Origin of the sequence: Pseudaminobacter soli (ex Zhang et al. 2022) (assembly GCF_014595955.1) — a bacterium.
Classification (GTDB): domain Bacteria; phylum Pseudomonadota; class Alphaproteobacteria; order Rhizobiales; family Rhizobiaceae; genus Kumtagia; species Kumtagia pseudosoli.
The window spans coordinates 223,882-241,745 of sequence record NZ_JABVCF010000002.1 but is presented as its reverse complement, the minus strand read 5'-3'; the positions used below and the strand labels follow the sequence as shown (position 1 = coordinate 241,745).

General features: G+C 64.2%; 17 protein-coding genes and 1 tRNA gene. 5 read left to right on the top strand and 13 right to left on the bottom strand.

From position 1 onward, the window contains the following. Positions 1-62: 62 nt before the first annotated feature. Both xylB and HUI96_RS04290 read right to left on the bottom strand, forming a co-directional pair. Entirely contained in the window at positions 63-1,514 is a 1,452-nt protein-coding gene (xylB, locus tag HUI96_RS04295; protein WP_188253410.1) for a xylulokinase, read from the bottom strand. Between the two features lie 206 nt (positions 1,515-1,720). Continuing rightward, positions 1,721-2,344: a LysE family translocator gene (locus HUI96_RS04290; protein ID WP_188253409.1), complete on the bottom strand. Its 624-nt coding sequence runs from the start codon at positions 2,342-2,344 to the stop codon at positions 1,721-1,723. 536 nt (positions 2,345-2,880) lie between these two features. Between HUI96_RS04290 and HUI96_RS04285 the strand changes: the two genes are divergently transcribed. From HUI96_RS04285 to HUI96_RS04275, 3 genes are all read left to right on the top strand, one after another. Next, positions 2,881-3,594 carry a L,D-transpeptidase gene (locus tag HUI96_RS04285; RefSeq protein ID WP_188253408.1) on the top strand — a complete coding sequence of 238 codons (714 nt, stop codon included), beginning with the start codon at positions 2,881-2,883 and terminating at the stop codon, positions 3,592-3,594. A gap of 204 nt (positions 3,595-3,798) precedes the next feature. Next, entirely contained in the window at positions 3,799-4,248 is a 450-nt protein-coding gene (locus HUI96_RS04280) for a hypothetical protein (RefSeq protein WP_237683949.1), read from the top strand. 303 nt (positions 4,249-4,551) lie between these two features. Beyond that, a complete protein-coding gene (locus tag HUI96_RS04275) occupies positions 4,552-5,067 on the top strand; it encodes a DUF1465 family protein (protein WP_188253407.1) in 516 nt (171 codons plus the stop codon). A gap of 73 nt (positions 5,068-5,140) precedes the next feature. Here HUI96_RS04275 and yihA read toward each other — a convergent pair whose 3' ends face one another. From yihA to rpmH, 5 genes are all read right to left on the bottom strand, one after another. Continuing rightward, positions 5,141-5,797, bottom strand: a complete 657-nt coding sequence (gene yihA / locus HUI96_RS04270; RefSeq protein ID WP_188253406.1) for a ribosome biogenesis GTP-binding protein YihA/YsxC — start codon at positions 5,795-5,797, stop codon at positions 5,141-5,143. Continuing rightward, a complete protein-coding gene (locus HUI96_RS04265) occupies positions 5,794-6,432 on the bottom strand; it encodes a CatB-related O-acetyltransferase (RefSeq protein ID WP_188253405.1) in 639 nt (212 codons plus the stop codon). Before HUI96_RS04265 ends, yihA begins: the two co-directional genes overlap by 4 nt. Positions 6,433-6,600: 168 nt before the next feature. Beyond that, complete coding sequence (gene yidC, locus HUI96_RS04260; protein ID WP_188253404.1) at positions 6,601-8,406, bottom strand: membrane protein insertase YidC; 1,806 nt, start codon at positions 8,404-8,406, stop codon at positions 6,601-6,603. Continuing rightward, positions 8,396-8,773, bottom strand: a complete 378-nt coding sequence (gene rnpA / locus HUI96_RS04255; protein WP_188253726.1) for a ribonuclease P protein component — start codon at positions 8,771-8,773, stop codon at positions 8,396-8,398. Before rnpA ends, yidC begins: the two co-directional genes overlap by 11 nt. Before the next feature lie 13 nt (positions 8,774-8,786). Next, positions 8,787-8,921: a 50S ribosomal protein L34 gene (gene rpmH / locus HUI96_RS04250; protein ID WP_011579721.1), complete on the bottom strand. Its 135-nt coding sequence runs from the start codon at positions 8,919-8,921 to the stop codon at positions 8,787-8,789. 304 nt (positions 8,922-9,225) lie between these two features. Here rpmH and HUI96_RS04245 point away from each other — a divergent pair, with 304 nt between their 5' ends. Further along, positions 9,226-10,716, top strand: coding sequence for a sensor histidine kinase (locus tag HUI96_RS04245; protein WP_188253403.1), 1,491 nt, complete (start codon positions 9,226-9,228; stop codon positions 10,714-10,716). A 202-nt stretch (positions 10,717-10,918) separates the two neighbouring features. Further along, positions 10,919-10,995, top strand: a tRNA-Arg gene (locus tag HUI96_RS04240). A gap of 248 nt (positions 10,996-11,243) precedes the next feature. On the opposite strand, the gene HUI96_RS04235 is transcribed toward HUI96_RS04240, so the two are convergent. The 6 genes from HUI96_RS04235 to HUI96_RS04215 all read right to left on the bottom strand — a co-directional run bounded on the left by HUI96_RS04235 (position 11,244) and on the right by HUI96_RS04215 (position 17,863). Continuing rightward, positions 11,244-13,868, bottom strand: coding sequence for an AAA family ATPase (locus HUI96_RS04235; protein WP_188253402.1), 2,625 nt, complete (start codon positions 13,866-13,868; stop codon positions 11,244-11,246). After that, a complete protein-coding gene (locus tag HUI96_RS04230) occupies positions 13,865-14,992 on the bottom strand; it encodes a metallophosphoesterase family protein (RefSeq protein ID WP_188253401.1) in 1,128 nt (375 codons plus the stop codon). The genes HUI96_RS04235 and HUI96_RS04230 overlap by 4 nt, the downstream gene beginning before the upstream one ends. A gap of 9 nt (positions 14,993-15,001) precedes the next feature. Further along, positions 15,002-15,181, bottom strand: coding sequence for a hypothetical protein (locus tag HUI96_RS29055; protein WP_210320035.1), 180 nt, complete (start codon positions 15,179-15,181; stop codon positions 15,002-15,004). 96 nt (positions 15,182-15,277) lie between these two features. Further along, positions 15,278-16,219, bottom strand: coding sequence for a 2-hydroxyacid dehydrogenase (locus HUI96_RS04225; RefSeq protein ID WP_425299191.1), 942 nt, complete (start codon positions 16,217-16,219; stop codon positions 15,278-15,280). Positions 16,220-16,250: 31 nt separating this feature from the next. Continuing rightward, the gene (locus HUI96_RS04220) at positions 16,251-17,036 is read right to left on the bottom strand and encodes an amino acid ABC transporter ATP-binding protein (protein WP_273032470.1); all 786 of its coding nucleotides are present in this window, start codon (positions 17,034-17,036) and stop codon (positions 16,251-16,253) included. Positions 17,037-17,059: 23 nt separating this feature from the next. Beyond that, positions 17,060-17,863, bottom strand: a complete 804-nt coding sequence (locus HUI96_RS04215) for a transporter substrate-binding domain-containing protein (RefSeq protein ID WP_188253400.1) — start codon at positions 17,861-17,863, stop codon at positions 17,060-17,062. Position 17,864 lies beyond the last annotated feature (1 nt).

Below are 17,864 nucleotides of genomic sequence, written 5' to 3'. Positions count from 1 at the left end.
GTGAAACTCCTCCCATAGGTGACTGAAGCATCCCGCGCATCGAGGAACCCGCCCCTCCAGGTTTACATCGTCCTCCGGATCGCCGGGTAAAGCGCGCGGTAGCGGCGGTAGGCATCCTCGTAGGCGGCAGTCAAATCGGCGACCGGTTCGATCGTCTCCGCTGTGGTCGGCTGGGTAAGCGCCTTGTGCGGATCGGCCCCTTCGGCAGCGATGAGACCTAGCCGCGCGGCACCGAATGCGGCGCCGAAATCGCCGTCTTCCGGGATGTCGACCGGCAGGCCCAAGGCGGTCGCGATCGCCTTCAGCCAATAGCGAGAGCGCGAGCCGCCTCCGACCGCCGTCACGCGCGTCAGCATCGTGCCGGCGGCGGTCAGCGCATTGAGGCTGTCGCGGAAGGCGAAGGCCACGCCCTCCAGCACGGCCTGAGTAAGCGCCGCAGCATCCGATTCGTGTCCGAGCCCCGTGAACGAGCCGCGGATCACCGCGTCGTTATGCGGCGTGCGCTCGCCCGAGAGATACGGGAGGAAGATTACGCCCGTCGGCTTGCGCAGGCCCTCTCCCAAGTGGATCGTGAGGTCGGCGGCGCTCTTCCCGGTGATCGAGGACAGCCAGTTGAGCGAATCGGTCGCCGAAAGGATGACGCCCATCTGGTGCCAGGCTCTCGGCAGGGCATGGCAGAAGGTATGCACCGCGCTCTGCGGATTGGGCCGATAGGCAGCGTTGGCGGCAAACAGCACGCCGGACGTGCCGAGCGACACGAAGGCCTGGCCCGACCGCACGGTGCCCATGCCGCAGGCCGACGCGGCATTGTCGCCGGCACCACCCGCCACCACTACCTTGCCCGAAAGCCCCCAGCGAGCGGCCAGATCGGCGCGCAACGTGCCCGCGGGCTCAGTGCCCTCGACGAGGGACGGCATCTGGGATTCATCGAGATGCGTCGCTTCAAGAAGCTCCGCCGACCATTTGCGCGCGCCGACGTCGAGCCAGGACGTGCCGGCGGAGTCGGACATTTCCGAAATGTGCTCGCCGGTCAGCCAAAGCCGCAGATAGTCCTTGGGCAGGAGCACCTTGCGCAGCCGCTCGAAAATCTCTGGCTCGTTGTTGCGCACCCAGTCGATCTTGGGCGCCGTGAAGCCGGGGAAGACGATGTTGCCGCTGATCTCGCGAAAGCGCGGGTCCGCATCGAGCTTCGCCGCTTCGGCATGGCTGCGGGTGTCATTCCAGAGGATGCAGGGCCGAAGCACCTCGTCGCTGCCGTCCAGCAAAGTGGCGCCATGCATCTGGCCCGACAGGCCGATGCCCTTGATGGCCGCGAACTGCGAGCCGTGCTTTGCTTTCAGGCCGGCGATGGCCTCTTCGGTCGCGCGTATCCAGTCGGAGGGCTTCTGTTCCGACCAACCGGGCTGGGGCCGCGAGACATCCAGGTGGCCGCTCGCCGAACCGACGACCTCCTGCCGGTCGTCGATCAGCAGCGCCTTGACGCCGGACGTGCCGAGATCGATTCCGAGATACATCGCCGGTCCTCCCAAGCGCTGCGCGGTTCCAAGCCGGCGGTCTATGATCTTCCGGACCGTGGTCCTTCCTGGCCGGAGATTCTAGCAAAAAACGGCGGCATGGAAACCGCCGGGACGCCCCCTCCCATAGTTCTTCCGAATCCCGCTATAAATATCGAGGGCTAGCGACGCGACCGTGGAGGACGCGAAGCCATTATCTCCTCGCCTCAGTTGCCGGAGCGGACCGCGACGGTAGCGATGCCGGCGCCGACCAGAAGAGTGCCGCCGGTGCGGTTGAATGCGCGAATCGCCCTGGGGCTGCGGAAGAGATCGCGGGCGCGCGCCGCGATCAGCGCGTATCCGAAGGCATTGGCGAAGGCGAGGATGAGGAAGGTCGATTCGAAGACCACCATCTGGGTCACGAAATCCACATCGCGGCTGAGGAACTGCGGCAGGAAGGCCACGAAGAAGGTGATGCTCTTGGGATTGAGCGCGGTGACCAGCCAGGCATGCGCCAACATCTTTGCGCCTGATACGGGATCGCTACGCGGCTCGGCTGTCAGCGTCCCGCCGGCCCGGAAGAGCATTATGCCGAGATAGACCAGATAGGCCGCGCCGATCCACTTGAGGATGGTGAAGACGCTGGCCGAGGCGGCGAGCAGCGCACCGATGCCCAGCATCGAGAGCGTCATAGCCGTGAAGTCGCCCAGCGCCACCCCGATGGCCATGGGCAGGGCCGTGCGCCAGCCCTGGCCCAGTGCGTAGGAGACGACCAACAAAATGGTCGGCCCCGGAATGATCAGAAGAACCGCTGATGCCGCGGCAAAGGCCGCCCAGGCTTCGAACGACATGGATGTCTCCTTTCCTCAAAGGAAAGGATAAATCCCTGCCAGCGGGGCGATGTAAAGGGGCCAGATGTCTGCGAAGCAGCCGTGCCGCTCGGTCGTTCACGACGGTCCATATCCGCCTCCTCAGGTGACGAGAAGGCCGAGGGCGAGGCTCGCCGCCAGCAGTGGGGCGATGGCGAACAGGACAGTTCCGAAAAATCCAAGCTCTCTTCTAATAACCTTCATGGCCGAATCCCTAGCTCAAGGCACGGGAGAGCTAGGAGCGGCTCCGGACGAGATTGTGACCAACGGGAGGCAAAGCTGTGGTTGACGGACGGGCAGCAAGACGACCACCCGCTTTGGATCAGCTATTTTCACGAAAATCGATCTATAACAAAGGGTTAATCCATTCACTTTTCATAAACCACGATTGATGAAGATTGGAAAAGCGGGCGTGAACGAGGTCTCGCCAGAAACTTTCCTGGTGTAGCTTCCCGCCCGTGTCAGACGCTTCCCTTATCCCCCTGAACAACTCCGCTCCGACCCTGGGCGGGCAAACGATGTCCCGGCGCTCCATGCTGGTTGGCCTGGGCGCCTTGGCGCTTGGCGGGTGCAGCCGCACCGTTGCAAGTGGCCCGCCCGCCACTGGAGTGCCAAGCACCTCCCCTCCCGCACGGCCCGCCACATCGGATCTGAGGTCGGAGGCCGAGAGCTATGGCTATCTCGGCCGGCCGGAACTCATGTATGCCTCATTGAGCGACAATGGCGTCGCCCTGCCGGCCATTCCCGCGAAGGAACTGAAGCAGAAGCATCTGCGCCGGCTCGTGGTCGATCCGACTGGCGAAAAACCAGGCACCATCGTCGTCCACCTCAAGGAGCGGCACCTCTATCTCGTCCAGGAGAACGGCGATGCCATCCGCTACGGTGTCAGCATCGGCAAGGAAGGCTTCGCCTGGTCCGGCCGCGCAGTGGTCCAGTATGCAAGGAAGTGGCCGACGTGGACGCCGCCTGCCGAAATGATCGAGCGCAGGCCTGAACTCGCCAAGTATCGCACCGGCCAGCCCGGTGGGCTGGACAACCCGCTGGGGGCGCGGGCGCTCTACATCTACAAGGACGGGGTGGACACGCTCTACCGCATCCACGGCACGCCGGAATGGCGCTCCATCGGCAGGGCCGCCTCTTCCGGCTGCGTGCGCATGATCAACCAGGATGTGATCGACCTCTACGACCGCGTCTCGGGCAAGGGCAAGACGCCGATCGTGGTGGTTGCGTGAGATGGCGCCCGGCTTGCGTCCCAGTGGCCAAGTTTCCCGGAGACGACAACGGGTAGGCTCTGGCCTGTAACCGTCCGTTTCCTGTTACGCGCCCGGCGACATGCGCCCGAAACGCTGCCTCGGCTAAAGCCGCCTCATGGTTGAGGCCGCGCGGACGGTCCGGTGCGGCGTGTCTGGCCATCGAAACATGAAGGGGACTTCGCAATGCAAGGCGTTGCACGCAATTTCTTCATCCTTGCCATCGTCTACTCCCTCTGCGGCATGGCGATCGGGCTCCATATGTCGATCACCCATGATCATGGTCAGATGCCGACCCACGCACACACGATGGTTGCGGGCTGGCTGATGTCGGCCGTGTTCGCGTTCTTCTACCACCTGGTTCCCGCCGCTCGGGCTTCGCGGCTGGCTCCGATTCATTTCTGGCTTACGACGGTCAGCGGAATCCTGCTCCTGGTCGGGCTCTTTTTCCTGCTCGGCGGAAACGAGGCGGTGGAGCCCGTCGTCGCCATCGGATCGCTCGGCTTCTATGCGGGCATGTTGATGTTCGCCTTCATCGCAATCCCGGCAATTCGCAAACCGGCCGGTTCGAGCGCCGGACTGTATCCGGATGGCACACCTGTGGCCTCGACGCTAAAAAATATGCCGGCCCGTTAACCCTGCATTAAGCCTTACGGGTGTTAATTGGGGGCATCCAGACATCTGGATTCTTACTGAGTGGTTGGAGCCACTTCGTTTGACGCCTCCCTGTTAGACTCTCGAGAGCCGCTTTCCAGCGGCTCTTTTTTTATCCACTGCTTCGGTCGACTATTAACCCTTCATTAAACATACGCTTGCAACGGGAACTGCGGCGACGCATCTTCTTCCCAGCCGGAAAGGAATCGGCGACAAGGCGGCGTGCCGGAGGGGGGCGATCGCACTTGTGGGATTCTCTCGCCGGGGGGATGACAGGCACGCTCTATGGAACGCAGCAAGACAATCAAACTGGCCGAACGCCGGATTTTCTCCGATTCCTTCAAGCCTCTCTACAATGAGGGGATGAGGCTGGTCGAACAGGCGGCGGAATATCTCGACGGTCCCGGCCGGGCAGATGCGCGCGGCCTGTCGCGCATGGCGGCAACGCTTTATGCGGCTGAGTCGATGCGGCTGACGACCCGGCTCATGCAGATCGCCTCGTGGCTGCTCCTGCAGCGCGCCGCCAATTCGGGCGAGATGACCCGTGACCAGGTGGCGGTGGAGAAGGCGAAGGTGCGGCTAGACACAGCCTCCGCCCCCGAGAGTGTCGCCGGCTGGGACGAACTCCCGGAGGCGTTCCTCTCCCTCGTCCATCGCTCGCTCAGCCTGCAGAAGCTCGTCCGGCGGATGGACGAGGAGATCTACGGTGCCGGCAGCATCCACACGGCCATCGCTTCCCACCGCAGCAACCCGGTTAACGACCAGATCAGCCTCCTGAACACGGCTTTCGCGCGGGGCTGAAATCCAGGCTAAGTGGCGTCTTAGCGGCATCGCCGACGGGACCCTCGTCCCGAGCCCCGGACGCCTCCGGCGGCTACTCCGAAGCGACCAGCGCAATCGCATCGCGCAGATCGTCGATCCCGAGCGCCTTTTCCGATGACGTGGCGATGATCTCCGGGAAGGCTGCGGGACGCTTCTTCGTCTTCTCCAGCGTCTCTGCGATCAGCCGCGGGACGCCCGCGGGCTTGATCTTGTCGATCTTGGTCAGCACGATCTGGTAGGACACCGCTGCCTTGTCGAGCAGGGTCAGCACCTCTTCATCCACCTTCTTGATGCCGTGGCGGGCATCGATCAGCACATAGACGCGCTTCAGCGTGACCCGCCCGCGCAGATAGTCCATCACCAGCTTGGTCCAGCGCTCAACCTCGGTCTTCGGCGCCTTGGCGTAGCCGTAGCCAGGCATATCGACCAAAGCGAGCGGTGGCAGGTCCCCGCCCTCTCCCGAATAGCCCTCGGGCACGAAGTAGTTGAGTTCCTGCGTTCGCCCCGGCGTGTTCGAGGTGCGGGCGAGCCCCTTCTTGCCGACCAGCCCATTGATCAGGGACGACTTGCCCACATTGGAGCGGCCGGCAAAAGCGATCTCGACCGGCCCCTGGGGCGGCAGCAGTTCCATGGAAGGTACGCTGCGGATGAATATCCAGGGGCGAGCGAACAGTTCCTTTCCGTTTGCTTCCAAGTCGGCGGTGATCATGCTGCCCTTTCCAGCGCGGATATATCGGCGCCCCTGATCGCATCGAGATTTCGCGTGATCCTGTCCGCCGGCCAATCCCACCAGGCGATCGATAGCAATCGCGCTACCGTGTCGCTATCGACGCGCGTCTTGACCACGCGAGCCGGATTGCCGGCCACCACGGCGTAGGGCGGGACGTTCTGCGTCACCACCGAGCGGGCAGCGGTGATCGCGCCACTGCCGATCCGCACGCCCGGCATGACAAGGGTCTCCATGCCCATCCAGACATCATGGCCTACGATCGTGTCGCCACGGACCTCGCGTGCCCAGGTCTGCGGATCGAAGCCCTCTTCCCAGCCATGGCCGAAAATGTTGAACGGGTAGGTCGAAAAGCCGGACATTGCGTGGTTGGCGCCGTTCATTATGAACTGCACACCCTGCCCCAGCGCGCAGAAGCGGCCGATCACCAGCCGGTCCCCTATGAACGGATAGTGGTAGAGCACGCATTTCTCGACGAAATGCTCCGGACCGTTCGGGTCGTCGTAATAGGTGAACTCGCCGATCTCGACGTTCTCGGCCTCGACCAGCGGCTTCAAGAAACCGACGCGCGGATGCATCGGCATCGGGTGCTTTATGTTCGGATTGGGCCCGCTCATCCCCGCTTCCTCCTCCAGAGCATACCCGCACAATGGGCAGGCCGCTCGCATGTTCCTTGCGCCCGAGACCGCCCCAGGGTCCGCCTGGCCTTCAGAGAGATCGCTTCCGGGTATCTCGTCCCCCAGAAGCGATGAAGGGGAGCATCGCTCCCCTTCCGCAGACAACCGCTATTCGGCGGGCGTTGGTTTTCGTTTGAACATGCCGGCCAGATTGTCCCACAGCTCGATCTTGGCGCCCTGCCGCTTCATGATGACGCCCTGCTGGATAATCGACAGCGTGTTGTTCCACGCCCAGTAGATCACCAGCCCGGCCGGGAACGAGGCCAGCATGAAGGTGAAGATCAGCGGCATCCAGTTGAAGATCATCTGCTGGGTCGGGTCCGGCGGCGTCGGGTTCATCCGCATCTGCAGGAACATCGTGATGCCCATGATGATCGGCCAGATGCCGATATGCAGGAACTCCGGAACCACGAACGGCAGCAGGCCGAAGAGGTTGAAGAGCGACGTCGGATCAGGCGCCGCAAGGTCCCTGATCCAGCCGAAGAACGGCGCATGCCGCATCTCGATGGTGATGTAGAGCACCTTGTAGAGCGCGAAGAACACCGGGATCTGGATCAGCACCGGCCAGCAGCCGGCGATCGGATTGATCTTCTCCGTTTTGTAGAGCTCCATCATCGCCTGCTGCTGCTTCAGCTTGTCGTCCGCATATTTTTCGCGGATCTCGAGCAGCTTCGGCTGCACCTTCTTCATGTTCGCCATCGACTTGTAGGACTTGTTGGCGAGCGGGAAGAAGACCGCCTTGACCAGCACGGTGGTGGCGAGGATGGCGAGACCGAAATTGCCGAGCAACTTGTACAGGTTGTCTATCAACCAGAACATCGGCTTGGTGATGAAGTAGAACCAGCCCCAGTCGATCAGGAGTTCGAACTGCCTGATGTTGCGGTCCTTCTCATAGGCGTCCACGACGGCCACTTCCTTGGCGCCGGCGAACACCATGGTCTCGGTGGTGACGGACTGCCCGGGAGCGACCGTGAAGGCGTCGCTCAGGAAGTCGGCCTGGTAGCGATGGCGGCCGTCGTCAAAGAAGGCGAAGCGCGGCTGGAACGGCTGCTTGCCCGGCGGCACCAGCGTCACCGCCCAGTACTTGTCCGTGATGCCGAGCCAGCCGTCGGTGGACTTGCCCGGCGTGACCTGCTTCTCGTCCTCGATCTTGGAGTACTTGATCTCCTGAAGACCTTCCTCCCCAGTCACGCCGATCAGGCCTTCATGCAGCACGTAGACGCTGGCGGTCGACGGCTTGTCGAAGCGCCGGACCAGGCCATAATTGGACAGGCTGATCGGTGCCTGGCCGCCATTGCTGACCGTATCCGAGATCGTGAACATGTAGTCGGCGTCGACGCTGAAGGTGCGCCTGAAGGTCAGCCCTTTCTCGTTGGTCCAGGCGAGCGTCACCGGCGTCGCAGGGGTGAGCACATTCCCGCCCTCGACCGTCCAGACCGTATCGGATTTCGGCAGCGCGCCGGCATCCGCGCCGCCGACGAAACCGATCTCGGCGAAATAGCCGTTGGGCAGTGACTGCGGATTGAGAAGCTCGATCGTCGGCGAGTTCGGATCGACGGTCAGGTGATAGTTGTTGAGCCGAAGGTCGTCCAGGCGCGCGCCGGTGAGATTGATCGAGCCGGAAAGACGCGGCGATTCGATTGTCACGCGCTGGGTGGCGGCGAGCGCCCGCTCGCGATTGGCTTCCGTTGCACCATCGGTGCCGGGCACCCCAGGGACGGCGCCCTGCGGCGCGCCGGACTGCTGCCCGCCCTGCGGATGTGCCGCCTGGCGCTCGGCCTCGGCACGTTGCGCCTCGATCTGGGTGGCCTCGCGCTGCGCCTCGATGCGGGGGTTCATGTAGAACACCTGCCAGAGCGTCAGGATCACCACCGACAGGGCGATGGTGATAAGGAAGTTGCGGTTATTTTGCATCGGAACCTGGATCTCGGCGCTTTACGCGGATGCGGCGGCCCAATTCTTCGGCCAGCTGTGCGAAAGGGGCGGTCAGAACGTCCTCGCGCCCGACGATGACATAGTCGTGGCCTGCCGCCATGTCAGTAGCGGCATGGACGCGCACCGCTTCTTTAAGGCGCCGCCTCACACGATTGCGAACGACGGCATTGCCGACTTTGCGCGTCACCGTATAGCCGACGCGCGGAGGCGCCCGGTCGCCACGATCGAGCACCTCAACGAGGAAAAGCCGCCCGCGGCGCTTTTCACCGCGCCGGACGGCAAGATAGTCTTCCCGCTTGAGGAGTCGAGCGGGCGCTGTGCTGCGCGAGGCGCCCGCAACCCGCAAGGCGGGCGTCCGCTTAGGCGGACAGACGCTTGCGGCCACGATTGCGACGCGCGGCGATGACACCGCGGCCACCCTTGGTGGCCATGCGTGCGCGAAAACCATGGCGGCGCTTGCGGACGAGCTTGGAGGGTTGATAGGTGCGCTTCATTTATTTTGATACCGCGGCGTGCGGCCCTTCTTCATTCTGTTACGAGTAACAGGAGCGTTGGCCGGGCAAACGGGACGCACAAAACCGTGCGCCGGACGACAGGCCCGAGCGTGCGCGGGCTTATAGGTTGAGGGAAAGCGCGAGTCAACGGCGGGCAGGAACGATGCATCCTCTGTCCGCCCCGCTTGCCGACACTGTCCTTCCGGCCAAATTGGCAAACCGGCTGCGGTCGAATATCATGCTGCGGTGCACGCGGGAATGCGTGTCGGACCGCCTGCGCGTGCAGGCAAGGAGCGACGGCCGCATGAGCGACCGGGCAGGCAGTGAGATCGGTGAGGCAACGGCCCTTCCCACCAGGACCGTCCCGCTCACCCGCGGCCTGTCGGCGAAGCTGCTCGTGCTCACCGTGTGCTTCGTGCTTCTCGCCGAGATCCTCATCTTCCTCCCCTCGATCGCAAACTTCCGGCTGAACTGGCTGCGCGAGCGGCTGGACACGGCGGCGACGCTGTCGATCGTGCTGGTCGCCGAGGATGCCTCGATGCTGCCGCGTCAGGTGCAGGACGAGGTGCTGATGGCGATCGGCGCCAAGGCCATAGCCGTCCGCGACGAGGGCGTTTCGCGGTTGCTCATCGCTTCCGAGATGCCGCCTCAGGTGGACGAGCACATCGACGTTCGCAATACAGGGCGTCTCTCCGCGATGGCGGACGCGCTGGACACGCTGATCCACGGCGGCGATCGCATGCTGCGCGTCTACGGCCAGGTCGGCGACAGCACCAAGGAATTCGAGATCATCATTCCGGACAGACGGCTGCGAACGGCGATGCTGGACTATTCCGGCACCGTCGCGCTGCTGTCGCTGCTGATCTCGCTCATCACCGCGACCCTCGTCTTCTATACCATCGACCGCATCATGATCCGCCCGATCCGGGCGATGACCCGCTCCATGCTGGATTTTTCGGGACATCCCGACGACCCCGGCAAGGTGATCACGCCCGAATACCGCAGCGACGAGATCGGCGTAGCCGAGCGCGAGTTGGCCGAGATGCAGACGCGCCTGCAGCGCACCATCGGCGAACAGAAGCACCTCGCCGATCTCGGCCTAGCGGTCTCCAAGATCAACCACGACATGCGCAACATACTCGCCTCTGCCCAGCTTGTGTCGGACAGGCTGAGGACAGTGAAGGATCCCACCGTGCAGGCGATGGCGCCACGGCTCGTGCGTGCGCTCGACCGCGCCGTCTCCTATTCCGAAGGCGTGCTCGCCTACGGCCGCACCCAGGAACCGCCGCCCGCACGGCGTCGGCTGCGGCTTTGGCAAGTTGTCGAGGAGGTGCAGAGCCTGCTCGGCATCGAACCGGAGACTGGGGTCGAGTTCGTCAATGCCGTCGACCCAACCTTCGAGATCGACGCCGACCCTGAGCAACTGTTCCGCATCCTCTCCAATTTGGCGCGCAACGCGGTGCAGGCGATGACCGCCGACAGCGAACCCGCCGCGGTCAACCGCCTCAGCATCGGCGCCGAGCGGCAGGGCAGCGTCAGCCGCATCCTGGTCACCGATACCGGACCCGGATTGCCGAAGAAGGCTCGCGAGAACCTGTTCGCCGCATTCCGCGGCTCGGCACGTCTCGGCGGCACCGGGCTGGGGCTGGCAATCGCCTACGAACTCGTGCGGGCGCATGGTGGTTCGCTCGAGTTGGTCGAGAGCCGTGGCGGACGAACCGTCTTTGCGATCACCATTCCCGATCAGCCGGTGCGGCTGGACGACGCACGCAGCGGCCTGAAGCGGCGGGCTTGAGTAGGGTTCCGGGAATCCAGCCGAGCCCGAGGGCCGGTTCTCTCGTTTTTCCCGCTAAGTGTGAGTTGCGCTCGCTGCCTGTTGGTCATCAAAAACTTTGCATTGCGGCGCTTGCAATTCTCAAACTCCCTCGTTAGGGAACTGTCTCGCTTGCGGCCGGTCTTGCCGACCGGCGCATCGAAGGCCTCTCTGAGGCCACTGCGCGCCCGTAGCTCAGCTGGATAGAGCACCAGACTACGAATCTGGGGGTCAGAGGTTCGAATCCTTTCGGGCGCGCCACTTACAGCCTAACTCTTTGGAACTGCTGAAGGCCTTGAGTTAACTGCGGCTTCGGGTTCGCGTTTGCTACACTCGCGTGCTACAAGGACGACAGTTGATGGGCCGTATGAAACACGTTCAGCGCCGCGCCAATCGCTTCGAATTTCGCTTCGCCCTGCCGGATGACATCGCGGGCAAACTATCATCGTGATCAGACCCAGGGGCCATCTTCACCTATGCTGAAAGTGTTGGCGAGTATGGCAATCGGCTCAGCCTGGGACCCACTCTGCCAGTTGAAGTACATTTCCCCCCAGCCTCTGGAAGGCCCGCTGCCGACAGGAGAACACGATTATCTGCTGCTCGCGCGCCTGACGATGCAGGGCGTCGAACATCTTCTCGATCCGGTCGTCGTCGGAATAGACCAGCGCATCATCGAGGATCACCGGCGCCGGCCTCCCGTCCTTTGCCAGCAGCCGCGCAAACGCCAGCCGCGTCAGGACGGACAACTGCTCGCGCATGCCGCCGCTGAGTCGCTCTACCTCTTCCTCCTGGCCGTTTCGCATGATCTTGTGCGGCAGCAGCGTCTTCTCGTCGAAGGTGATCGACACGTCCTCGAAGAGGAGCCCGAGCAGCGGCCGTAGCTCGGTCATCACGGGCAGGAGATAGATTTCGCGCGCATGGCTGCGTGCCGTTTCCAGCGCGGTGCGGAGCCGCTGCAGCACCGCGACCTCCTTCTCATAAGCCGCCGCCCGCGCCTTCGCCGCTGTGAGCGCGTCGACAGTCTCGCGCCACTTCTCCTCGACCGCATCCTCTGAGCGGGCGCGAATTTCGGCTGTCAATCCAGCGATCTCCTCCCGCAATCTGCCGATCTCCTTCTCCGCCGCTTCCGCGACAGATTTGACGCGCCGCACCGTAGCCTCGGCGGAGGCGAGATCGGCGGCCTCGCCCCGAAAGCCTTCGACGGCAGCCTGCTGCTCCGCCAGCCGGGTATCCAGCCCCGCCAGCCTGTCCGCCAACTGCCGTTCTCGCTCGGTCCGCGTATTCTCCGGCCCGAGGACGGCCTCCATCTGCGTCCGCTCGGCCTCGAGCTTGGCAAGTGCGATCTGCGCAGCCACGACCGCATCGGCGGCGCCCGCCTGGATCGGCTCGGCTTCGCGCGTGGCCTGCCGCGCCGCCTGGCGCCGTGCCTCCGTCTGCTCGTGCGCTTTACGGACCTGCGCCGGATCCTCCTTCAGTTCCAGAACATCTCCGGCTGCCTCGCGCCGTGCGGCCGCTTCCTCCCGCAGCTTCGGCAGCCCGTCGGGCGCGAGCAACGACAGGCGCGCCTTGAGTTCTCGCAGATCGCTTTCCTTGCGCTGCGCCTCCACCTCGCGCTTGCGCGCGGCGGCAAGATCCTCGACACCCATGGAGGCAAGCTGGATGCGGCGGCGCTCCTCGGCTTGCCTTAGCCGGTCGTCGTTCCCGGCCGAGCGGTTCGATCGCAGCGTAACGATACCTATGCCTGGGATAGAAAGTTGCGCGTGTCCATCGTAGCCGCGTGGTTCGCCATCCTTCAGCGGGGTACCGTCGAGGCGAACGGCCGGAGCCTGCGGCTCGTAGGCGATGGCGACGGAAGGCCGGCCGGCTTCCGCGACTGCCCGCAGCTTGGCGATGTCGACATCGAGCGCTTCCAGCTCTGCCACGGCGCCTTCGGGAAGCCTCAGCAGGGCGAGCGAGGCCTGTCCTTCCTCCAATTCCTTGCGTGCAACCTCGGCCGCTTCCAGCCTCTGCTGCAGTTCCGCCAGCCGCTCGGCGGCTTCGCGCGCCTTCAGTGCAGCGTCGAGGCGGGCGAGGAGAGCCCGTGCTTCCTGTTCCTCCGTTTCCGCGGCTTCGCTGTCTGCGAATGCCTTTGCAGCCGCCGTCGCTGCTGCGTCGCGTCGGGCGAGCGCCTGCGCGCTCAGGCGCTCGGCCTCGGCAAGTCTGCCCCGGAGGACTTCCGCCTTCTGGAGCGCATCCCGAAACGATTTGAGATCGCGGTCGGCGCTGTCGCGCTGCTCGCGGGCAAGCCTGAGTTCCGCTTCCGCGGCACGCAACGCCTCGGCCTGGCTCTTGGCAGCATCGAAGGCCGCCTGCGCGGCCTCGATCTCTTTTCTCCGCTCGTCGCGGTCCTCAGCGCGATCGATTTCGGCAAGCCGCTTGGCAGATGATGCTCGCTTGTCCAGCGCTCCGCGCAGCGCCATGACCTCGCTATCGAGCCGCCGCTCGTCAGCGTCCAGCCGGTTCAGTTCGTCGACCGCCGCGGCGAAGCGTTCTCCCGCTTTTGGTCGGCCGGTCGAGGTGACGAGCCGGCCGAGTGCCTCCTCGGTCGCAGCCATGATTTCGGCCATGCGACGGCCGCCGGTGACGGCCTCGACTTCGCCCTGCACGGATTCCAGAAGGCTGGCGCGCACCTGCTTTTCGCTATCTTCCTCGGACCGGCTGCGCTTCTCGATGCCGGTGATGCCCTGGCGCACCCAGAGCAGGCCGGCCGGCCCGGCCGTCCCATCCCGCACCAATCCGGCGATGAAGTTCTCCGCTTCGTCCGCCTGAGCGACGATCCGTTCGTTTGCGAGATCGACGACCCGTGCGGAGCGGCCTCCGAAGAACTGCTTGGTGATGCGGAAGCGGCCGGCCTCCGTTGCGATGTCGGCCTCGACCAGCGGATTTCCGCCCGAATAGGGACGCAGGCTGCGCACGTCGGCGGCGGTGCTCGAATGCGGCTGGAAGAACAGCGCGTGTAGTGCCTCGAAACTGGTCGACTTGCCGAACTCGTTGACGGCGCAGAGCACGTTTACGCCTTCGCTGATGCCTTCGATCGCGATGCCGCGACCGGCGAAGCGCTTCACATTGAAAAAGCGCAGCGCGGAAATCTTCATTGGCCAACCGCCTGCGCATAAGCGTAGAGCCGGGCCAGCGCCAATCGCGCGATCTCGCGCTCCTGCGCTGAGCGCCCGGCGTCGTGGGCCTCGGCGAGCAACTCATCGGCCGCCTCGCGCAGCGCGCCGGCGCGGTCGACCGCGTCGAGGTCTTCCGCCTCGCATTCGGTGGCGAGACCTTCGTCGTCGAAGTGCAGGAAGGCGAAGTCGGGCCGGACATGTTCGATCGCGGCCGCAAGCGCCGTGCGGCCTTCTAACCGCGCCCGCCCGCCGGCGATGACTTTGACCAGCGACTGCCGCCTGAGCCGTGCCTCGGGCAGCATCGCCTCCATTCGCGCAACGGCATCCTCGCCGTCGAGCAGTTCGAGCGCCAACGTGCGCCAGGCGAAGCTGCCCGTCGGCAGCGCCGTCACCTGCGGAAGCGCCGACGGTCCCTCCAGCGAAACCAGCAGCGCCTCGCCGGGCCGGTCGTGCTTGAAGCGATCGGGCTCGGGCGTGCCGCTGTATCGTGTACGCGGATCGATCTCGACGCCGCCGTGCCAGTCGCCAAGCGCGAGGTAGGAAAGCCCGGCGCGCCGCGCCCGGTCCGGGGCGATGACGTCGAGCCCGTGGCCGTCCTCGGAGAAGCTCTGGACCGCGCCATGGGCGAGACCGAGTCGAACCGACCCTTCGGGCGTTGCCGCGCCGTCCATCCATTCGGTGAGGTCGCGGCCGGGCCGGCGCGTGGTGCATGGGGCAGGCAAGAGTTGCACGCCAGGCGCGAGGTCGACCGGCTGCGCCTCGACCGCCAACGTCACGTTTTCCGGCGCCTCGGTTCGAAGGGTCGACCAGAGTTGCGCTGCCTGCAGCGAGTCATGGTTGCCGGGGAGGATGATCCAGCGGACCGGCGCGTGGTAACGCATCTCGGCGAGCGCCTGGCGCCGCACCTCCGGTGCCGGAGTCTCGCTGTCGAACGTGTCGCCGGCCAGCAGTACCGTCGTAGCCTCGTTCTGCCGCGCGTGCTCGGCGAGCTTGCCGATCACCGCATGCCGCGCCTCGCGCAGTCGCCCTGGCAAGTCGCCGGAGAACTGCCCGAACCGCTTGCCAAGATGCAGGTCGGTGGAGTGGATGAAGCGGAACGTCATTTGGCGCTTCTATCCTGCACAGCCACATGGAGGCGAGCCCTCGCGATAGGCTGTGATCTGCGAGGCCTCGTCAAAAATCACCATGTCGAACAAAGACTGGTTCGGCGGCAGGTACTGTGAGATCGAAAGGGGCGACATCAGCATGGGTGCTTCGTCGCGCGCGCCGGGGAAACGGCACCACATCGGCATCAGCCGTCTCTCGACGAAGTCTCAAAAATCCGCTTAGCAGCCTTTGTTGATCTCGCCTTCGAAGAAGGCTTGGCGGACGATCATTGCGCCGCCTAGTCACGGCACAGATGTGGGCGGCGTCGCACCGGCGAAATAGGCCGCAAGATTCGCGAGCACAATCTCACCCATGGCGCGGCGCGTCTCGACCGTGGCGCTGCCCTGATGCGGGGACAGCAACACGTTGTCGAGCGCCATGAATTCTGAGCGGATTTTTGGCTCGTTGACGAAGACATCGAGTCCCGCGCCGGCGATTACACCGCCCTTCAAAGCCGCGATCAGCGCATCCTCGTCTACAACGCTGCCGCGCGCGACATTGACGAGGAGGCCGCTCGGTCCAAGCGCCGCCAGCACGTCACGGCCCACAATCTTTTCCGTCTGCGGCGTTGCGGCCACGCAGACGGCGAGCACGTCGCAGGCGGCGGCAAGTTCGACCGGCGAGCCGAACTTCTTCCAAGCTTCCTGGCCATCGCAGACGGAACGATTCCAATAGCTGATGCGCATTCCGAACGTTTCGGCGCGCCGGCCCAGCGCTCTGCCGATCTGGCCGAGGCCGAGAATGCCGAGCCGCCTGCCCTTCAAACTCGCGCCCAGCGCCGGCTTCCCGCCAGAAGCCCAATCGCCTCTGCGCATGAAGCGGTCCCCCTCGGTGACGCGCCGCAGCACGCCAAGGATCAGCGCCATGCCCATATCGGCAACATCGTCGGCGAGAACGCCGGGCGTTGTCGACACATGGATGCCACGTGACCGCGCAAGCTCCAGATCAACCTTGTCCGTCCCCACACCGTTGATCGCCACGAGCCCGAGCGCGGCAAGCCTGTCGAACCATTCGCGCGAAAGCCCTGTGCCGCCGCCCGTGACCACGGCGCGAATCGCCTGCGGCTTCGCCTCGATGCGCGCCCGGTCCCTTTCCAGGCCGAGGCGATGGACGTCATAGGATTCATCGAGGCGCGCCTCAATCTCGTCGAGCATCGGCTCGACCAAAATGATCGCTTGTTTCAACTCATGAACTTCCTCGAAATGGCACGACCGGTCAGTGCCCGGAAATCTGTCCGAGAAAGTTGCGGGTGCGCTCATGCCTGGGATTGGCGAAGAACTCTTTCGGATTGCCAGTCTCCACGATCTCGCCTTTGTCCATGAAGATCACGCGGTCGGCGACCTGCCGGGCAAAGCCCATTTCATGGGTGACGACGAGCATCGTCATACCTTCCTCGGCGAGGTCGATCATGGTGTCCAGCACCTCCTTGACCATTTCCGGATCGAGCGCCGAGGTCGGCTCGTCAAAGAGCATGATCTTGGGGTTCATGCACAGCGCCCGGGCAATGGCGACGCGCTGCTGCTGCCCACCGGACAATTGGGCAGGGTATTTCTCGGCCTGTTCGGGAATATGCACGCGTTCGAGATATTTGCGCGCCGTCGTCTCAGCTTCGGCTTTCGATGCGCCGCGTACCTTCACGGGAGCCAGCGTGCAGTTCTCCAACACGGTCATATGCGGAAAAAGGTTGAACTGCTGAAACACCATGCCGACATCGCGCCGCACCTGCTCGACGTTTTTCGGCCCGGCCGTGAGTTCGATCCCGTCGACGAAGATCCGCCCCTTCTGGACCGATTCAAGCTGGTTGATGCAGCGGATCAAGGTTGATTTGCCCGAGCCCGAAGGCCCGCAGATGACGATCTTTTCGCCGCGCGCCACCTCGAGATCGATGTTCTTGAGCGCGTGGAACTTGTCGTACCATTTGTCGACGCCTTCCATCTGCACGGCGGGCATGCCCGCCCGGGCGACATCGCCCGGGCCATGTGCTTCAGAGATGGCGTTCATCGCGAAACCCCGCTTTGCATAAGCTATTTCGCGGTCTTGGCGACGAATTCGGGCAATGGCGCGTCGAGCCATTTCTCATGAATGGCGTTCAGTTCGCCGCTCTCCTTCTTGCGGGTGAGGAAGTCGTTGATATACGCCATGAACTCGTCCGCACCCGGACGAGCCGCAATCGCCTGGCTTTGCTGGCGTAGCGAGAATTTCGGCTCGAAGCGGCCCGGCGCAACTTTCTGGATCTGGGCGATGACGGTGTTTGATGCGCCGATCAGTGGTACCTGGCCCGAAATTAGCGCCTGGACCGCGGCCGCGTCATCATCGAAACGCTGGATCTTGGCGTCGTCGGGCGCGATCTCGGTAATCGCCGTATCCTGCGTGGAAGCGCGCGCCACGCCGACATTCTTACCGGAGAGACCGGCGGCGTCGTCGACCCCGACGTTGACGTCGCCGACGACGAAAATTTCGATGCCGGCATAAGGCTGCGAGAAAGCGACCTGCTTGGCGCGCTCCTCTGTGATGCCGAGTGATGCGACCAGGACATCGACCTGATTGGAAATCAGATACGGAATGCGGTTCGGACCGGTAACCGGCACGATGTTGGCGGTGACGCCGAGATCCTCAGCCAACAGCTTGGCGACATCCGCGTCATAGCCGTCCGGGTTGCCCTGCTCGTTGATAATGCCGAATGGCGGGAAGTCGACCAGCATGCCGATGTTGATCGATCCACGCGCCTTGATCTCCTCTGTGGTCTGGGCCGAAGCCCCCGAAAGGGCGAGCCCGGCGAGAAGCGCCATGCTGGCTGCGATCGCAGCAGTCTTTTTGAAGATGTTCATG

What these genes read in the sequence shown, in the direction of transcription:
- xylB (WP_188253410.1), bottom strand. Translation starts at nt 1,514, where the DNA reads ATGTATCTCGGAATCGATCTCGGCACGTCCGGCGTCAAGGCGCTGCTG.
- HUI96_RS04290 (WP_188253409.1), bottom strand. Translation starts at nt 2,344, where the DNA reads ATGTCGTTCGAAGCCTGGGCGGCCTTTGCCGCGGCATCAGCGGTTCTT.
- HUI96_RS04285 (WP_188253408.1), top strand. Translation starts at nt 2,881, where the DNA reads ATGTCCCGGCGCTCCATGCTGGTTGGCCTGGGCGCCTTGGCGCTTGGC.
- HUI96_RS04280 (WP_237683949.1), top strand. Translation starts at nt 3,799, where the DNA reads ATGCAAGGCGTTGCACGCAATTTCTTCATCCTTGCCATCGTCTACTCC.
- HUI96_RS04275 (WP_188253407.1), top strand. Translation starts at nt 4,552, where the DNA reads ATGGAACGCAGCAAGACAATCAAACTGGCCGAACGCCGGATTTTCTCC.
- yihA (WP_188253406.1), bottom strand. Translation starts at nt 5,797, where the DNA reads ATGATCACCGCCGACTTGGAAGCAAACGGAAAGGAACTGTTCGCTCGC.
- HUI96_RS04265 (WP_188253405.1), bottom strand. Translation starts at nt 6,432, where the DNA reads ATGAGCGGGCCCAATCCGAACATAAAGCACCCGATGCCGATGCATCCG.
- yidC (WP_188253404.1), bottom strand. Translation starts at nt 8,406, where the DNA reads ATGCAAAATAACCGCAACTTCCTTATCACCATCGCCCTGTCGGTGGTG.
- rpmH (WP_011579721.1), bottom strand. Translation starts at nt 8,921, where the DNA reads ATGAAGCGCACCTATCAACCCTCCAAGCTCGTCCGCAAGCGCCGCCAT.
- HUI96_RS04245 (WP_188253403.1), top strand. Translation starts at nt 9,226, where the DNA reads ATGAGCGACCGGGCAGGCAGTGAGATCGGTGAGGCAACGGCCCTTCCC.
- HUI96_RS04235 (WP_188253402.1), bottom strand. Translation starts at nt 13,868, where the DNA reads ATGAAGATTTCCGCGCTGCGCTTTTTCAATGTGAAGCGCTTCGCCGGT.
- HUI96_RS04230 (WP_188253401.1), bottom strand. Translation starts at nt 14,992, where the DNA reads ATGACGTTCCGCTTCATCCACTCCACCGACCTGCATCTTGGCAAGCGG.
- HUI96_RS29055 (WP_210320035.1), bottom strand. Translation starts at nt 15,181, where the DNA reads ATGCCGATGTGGTGCCGTTTCCCCGGCGCGCGCGACGAAGCACCCATG.
- HUI96_RS04220 (WP_273032470.1), bottom strand. Translation starts at nt 17,036, where the DNA reads ATGAACGCCATCTCTGAAGCACATGGCCCGGGCGATGTCGCCCGGGCG.
- HUI96_RS04215 (WP_188253400.1), bottom strand. Translation starts at nt 17,863, where the DNA reads ATGAACATCTTCAAAAAGACTGCTGCGATCGCAGCCAGCATGGCGCTT.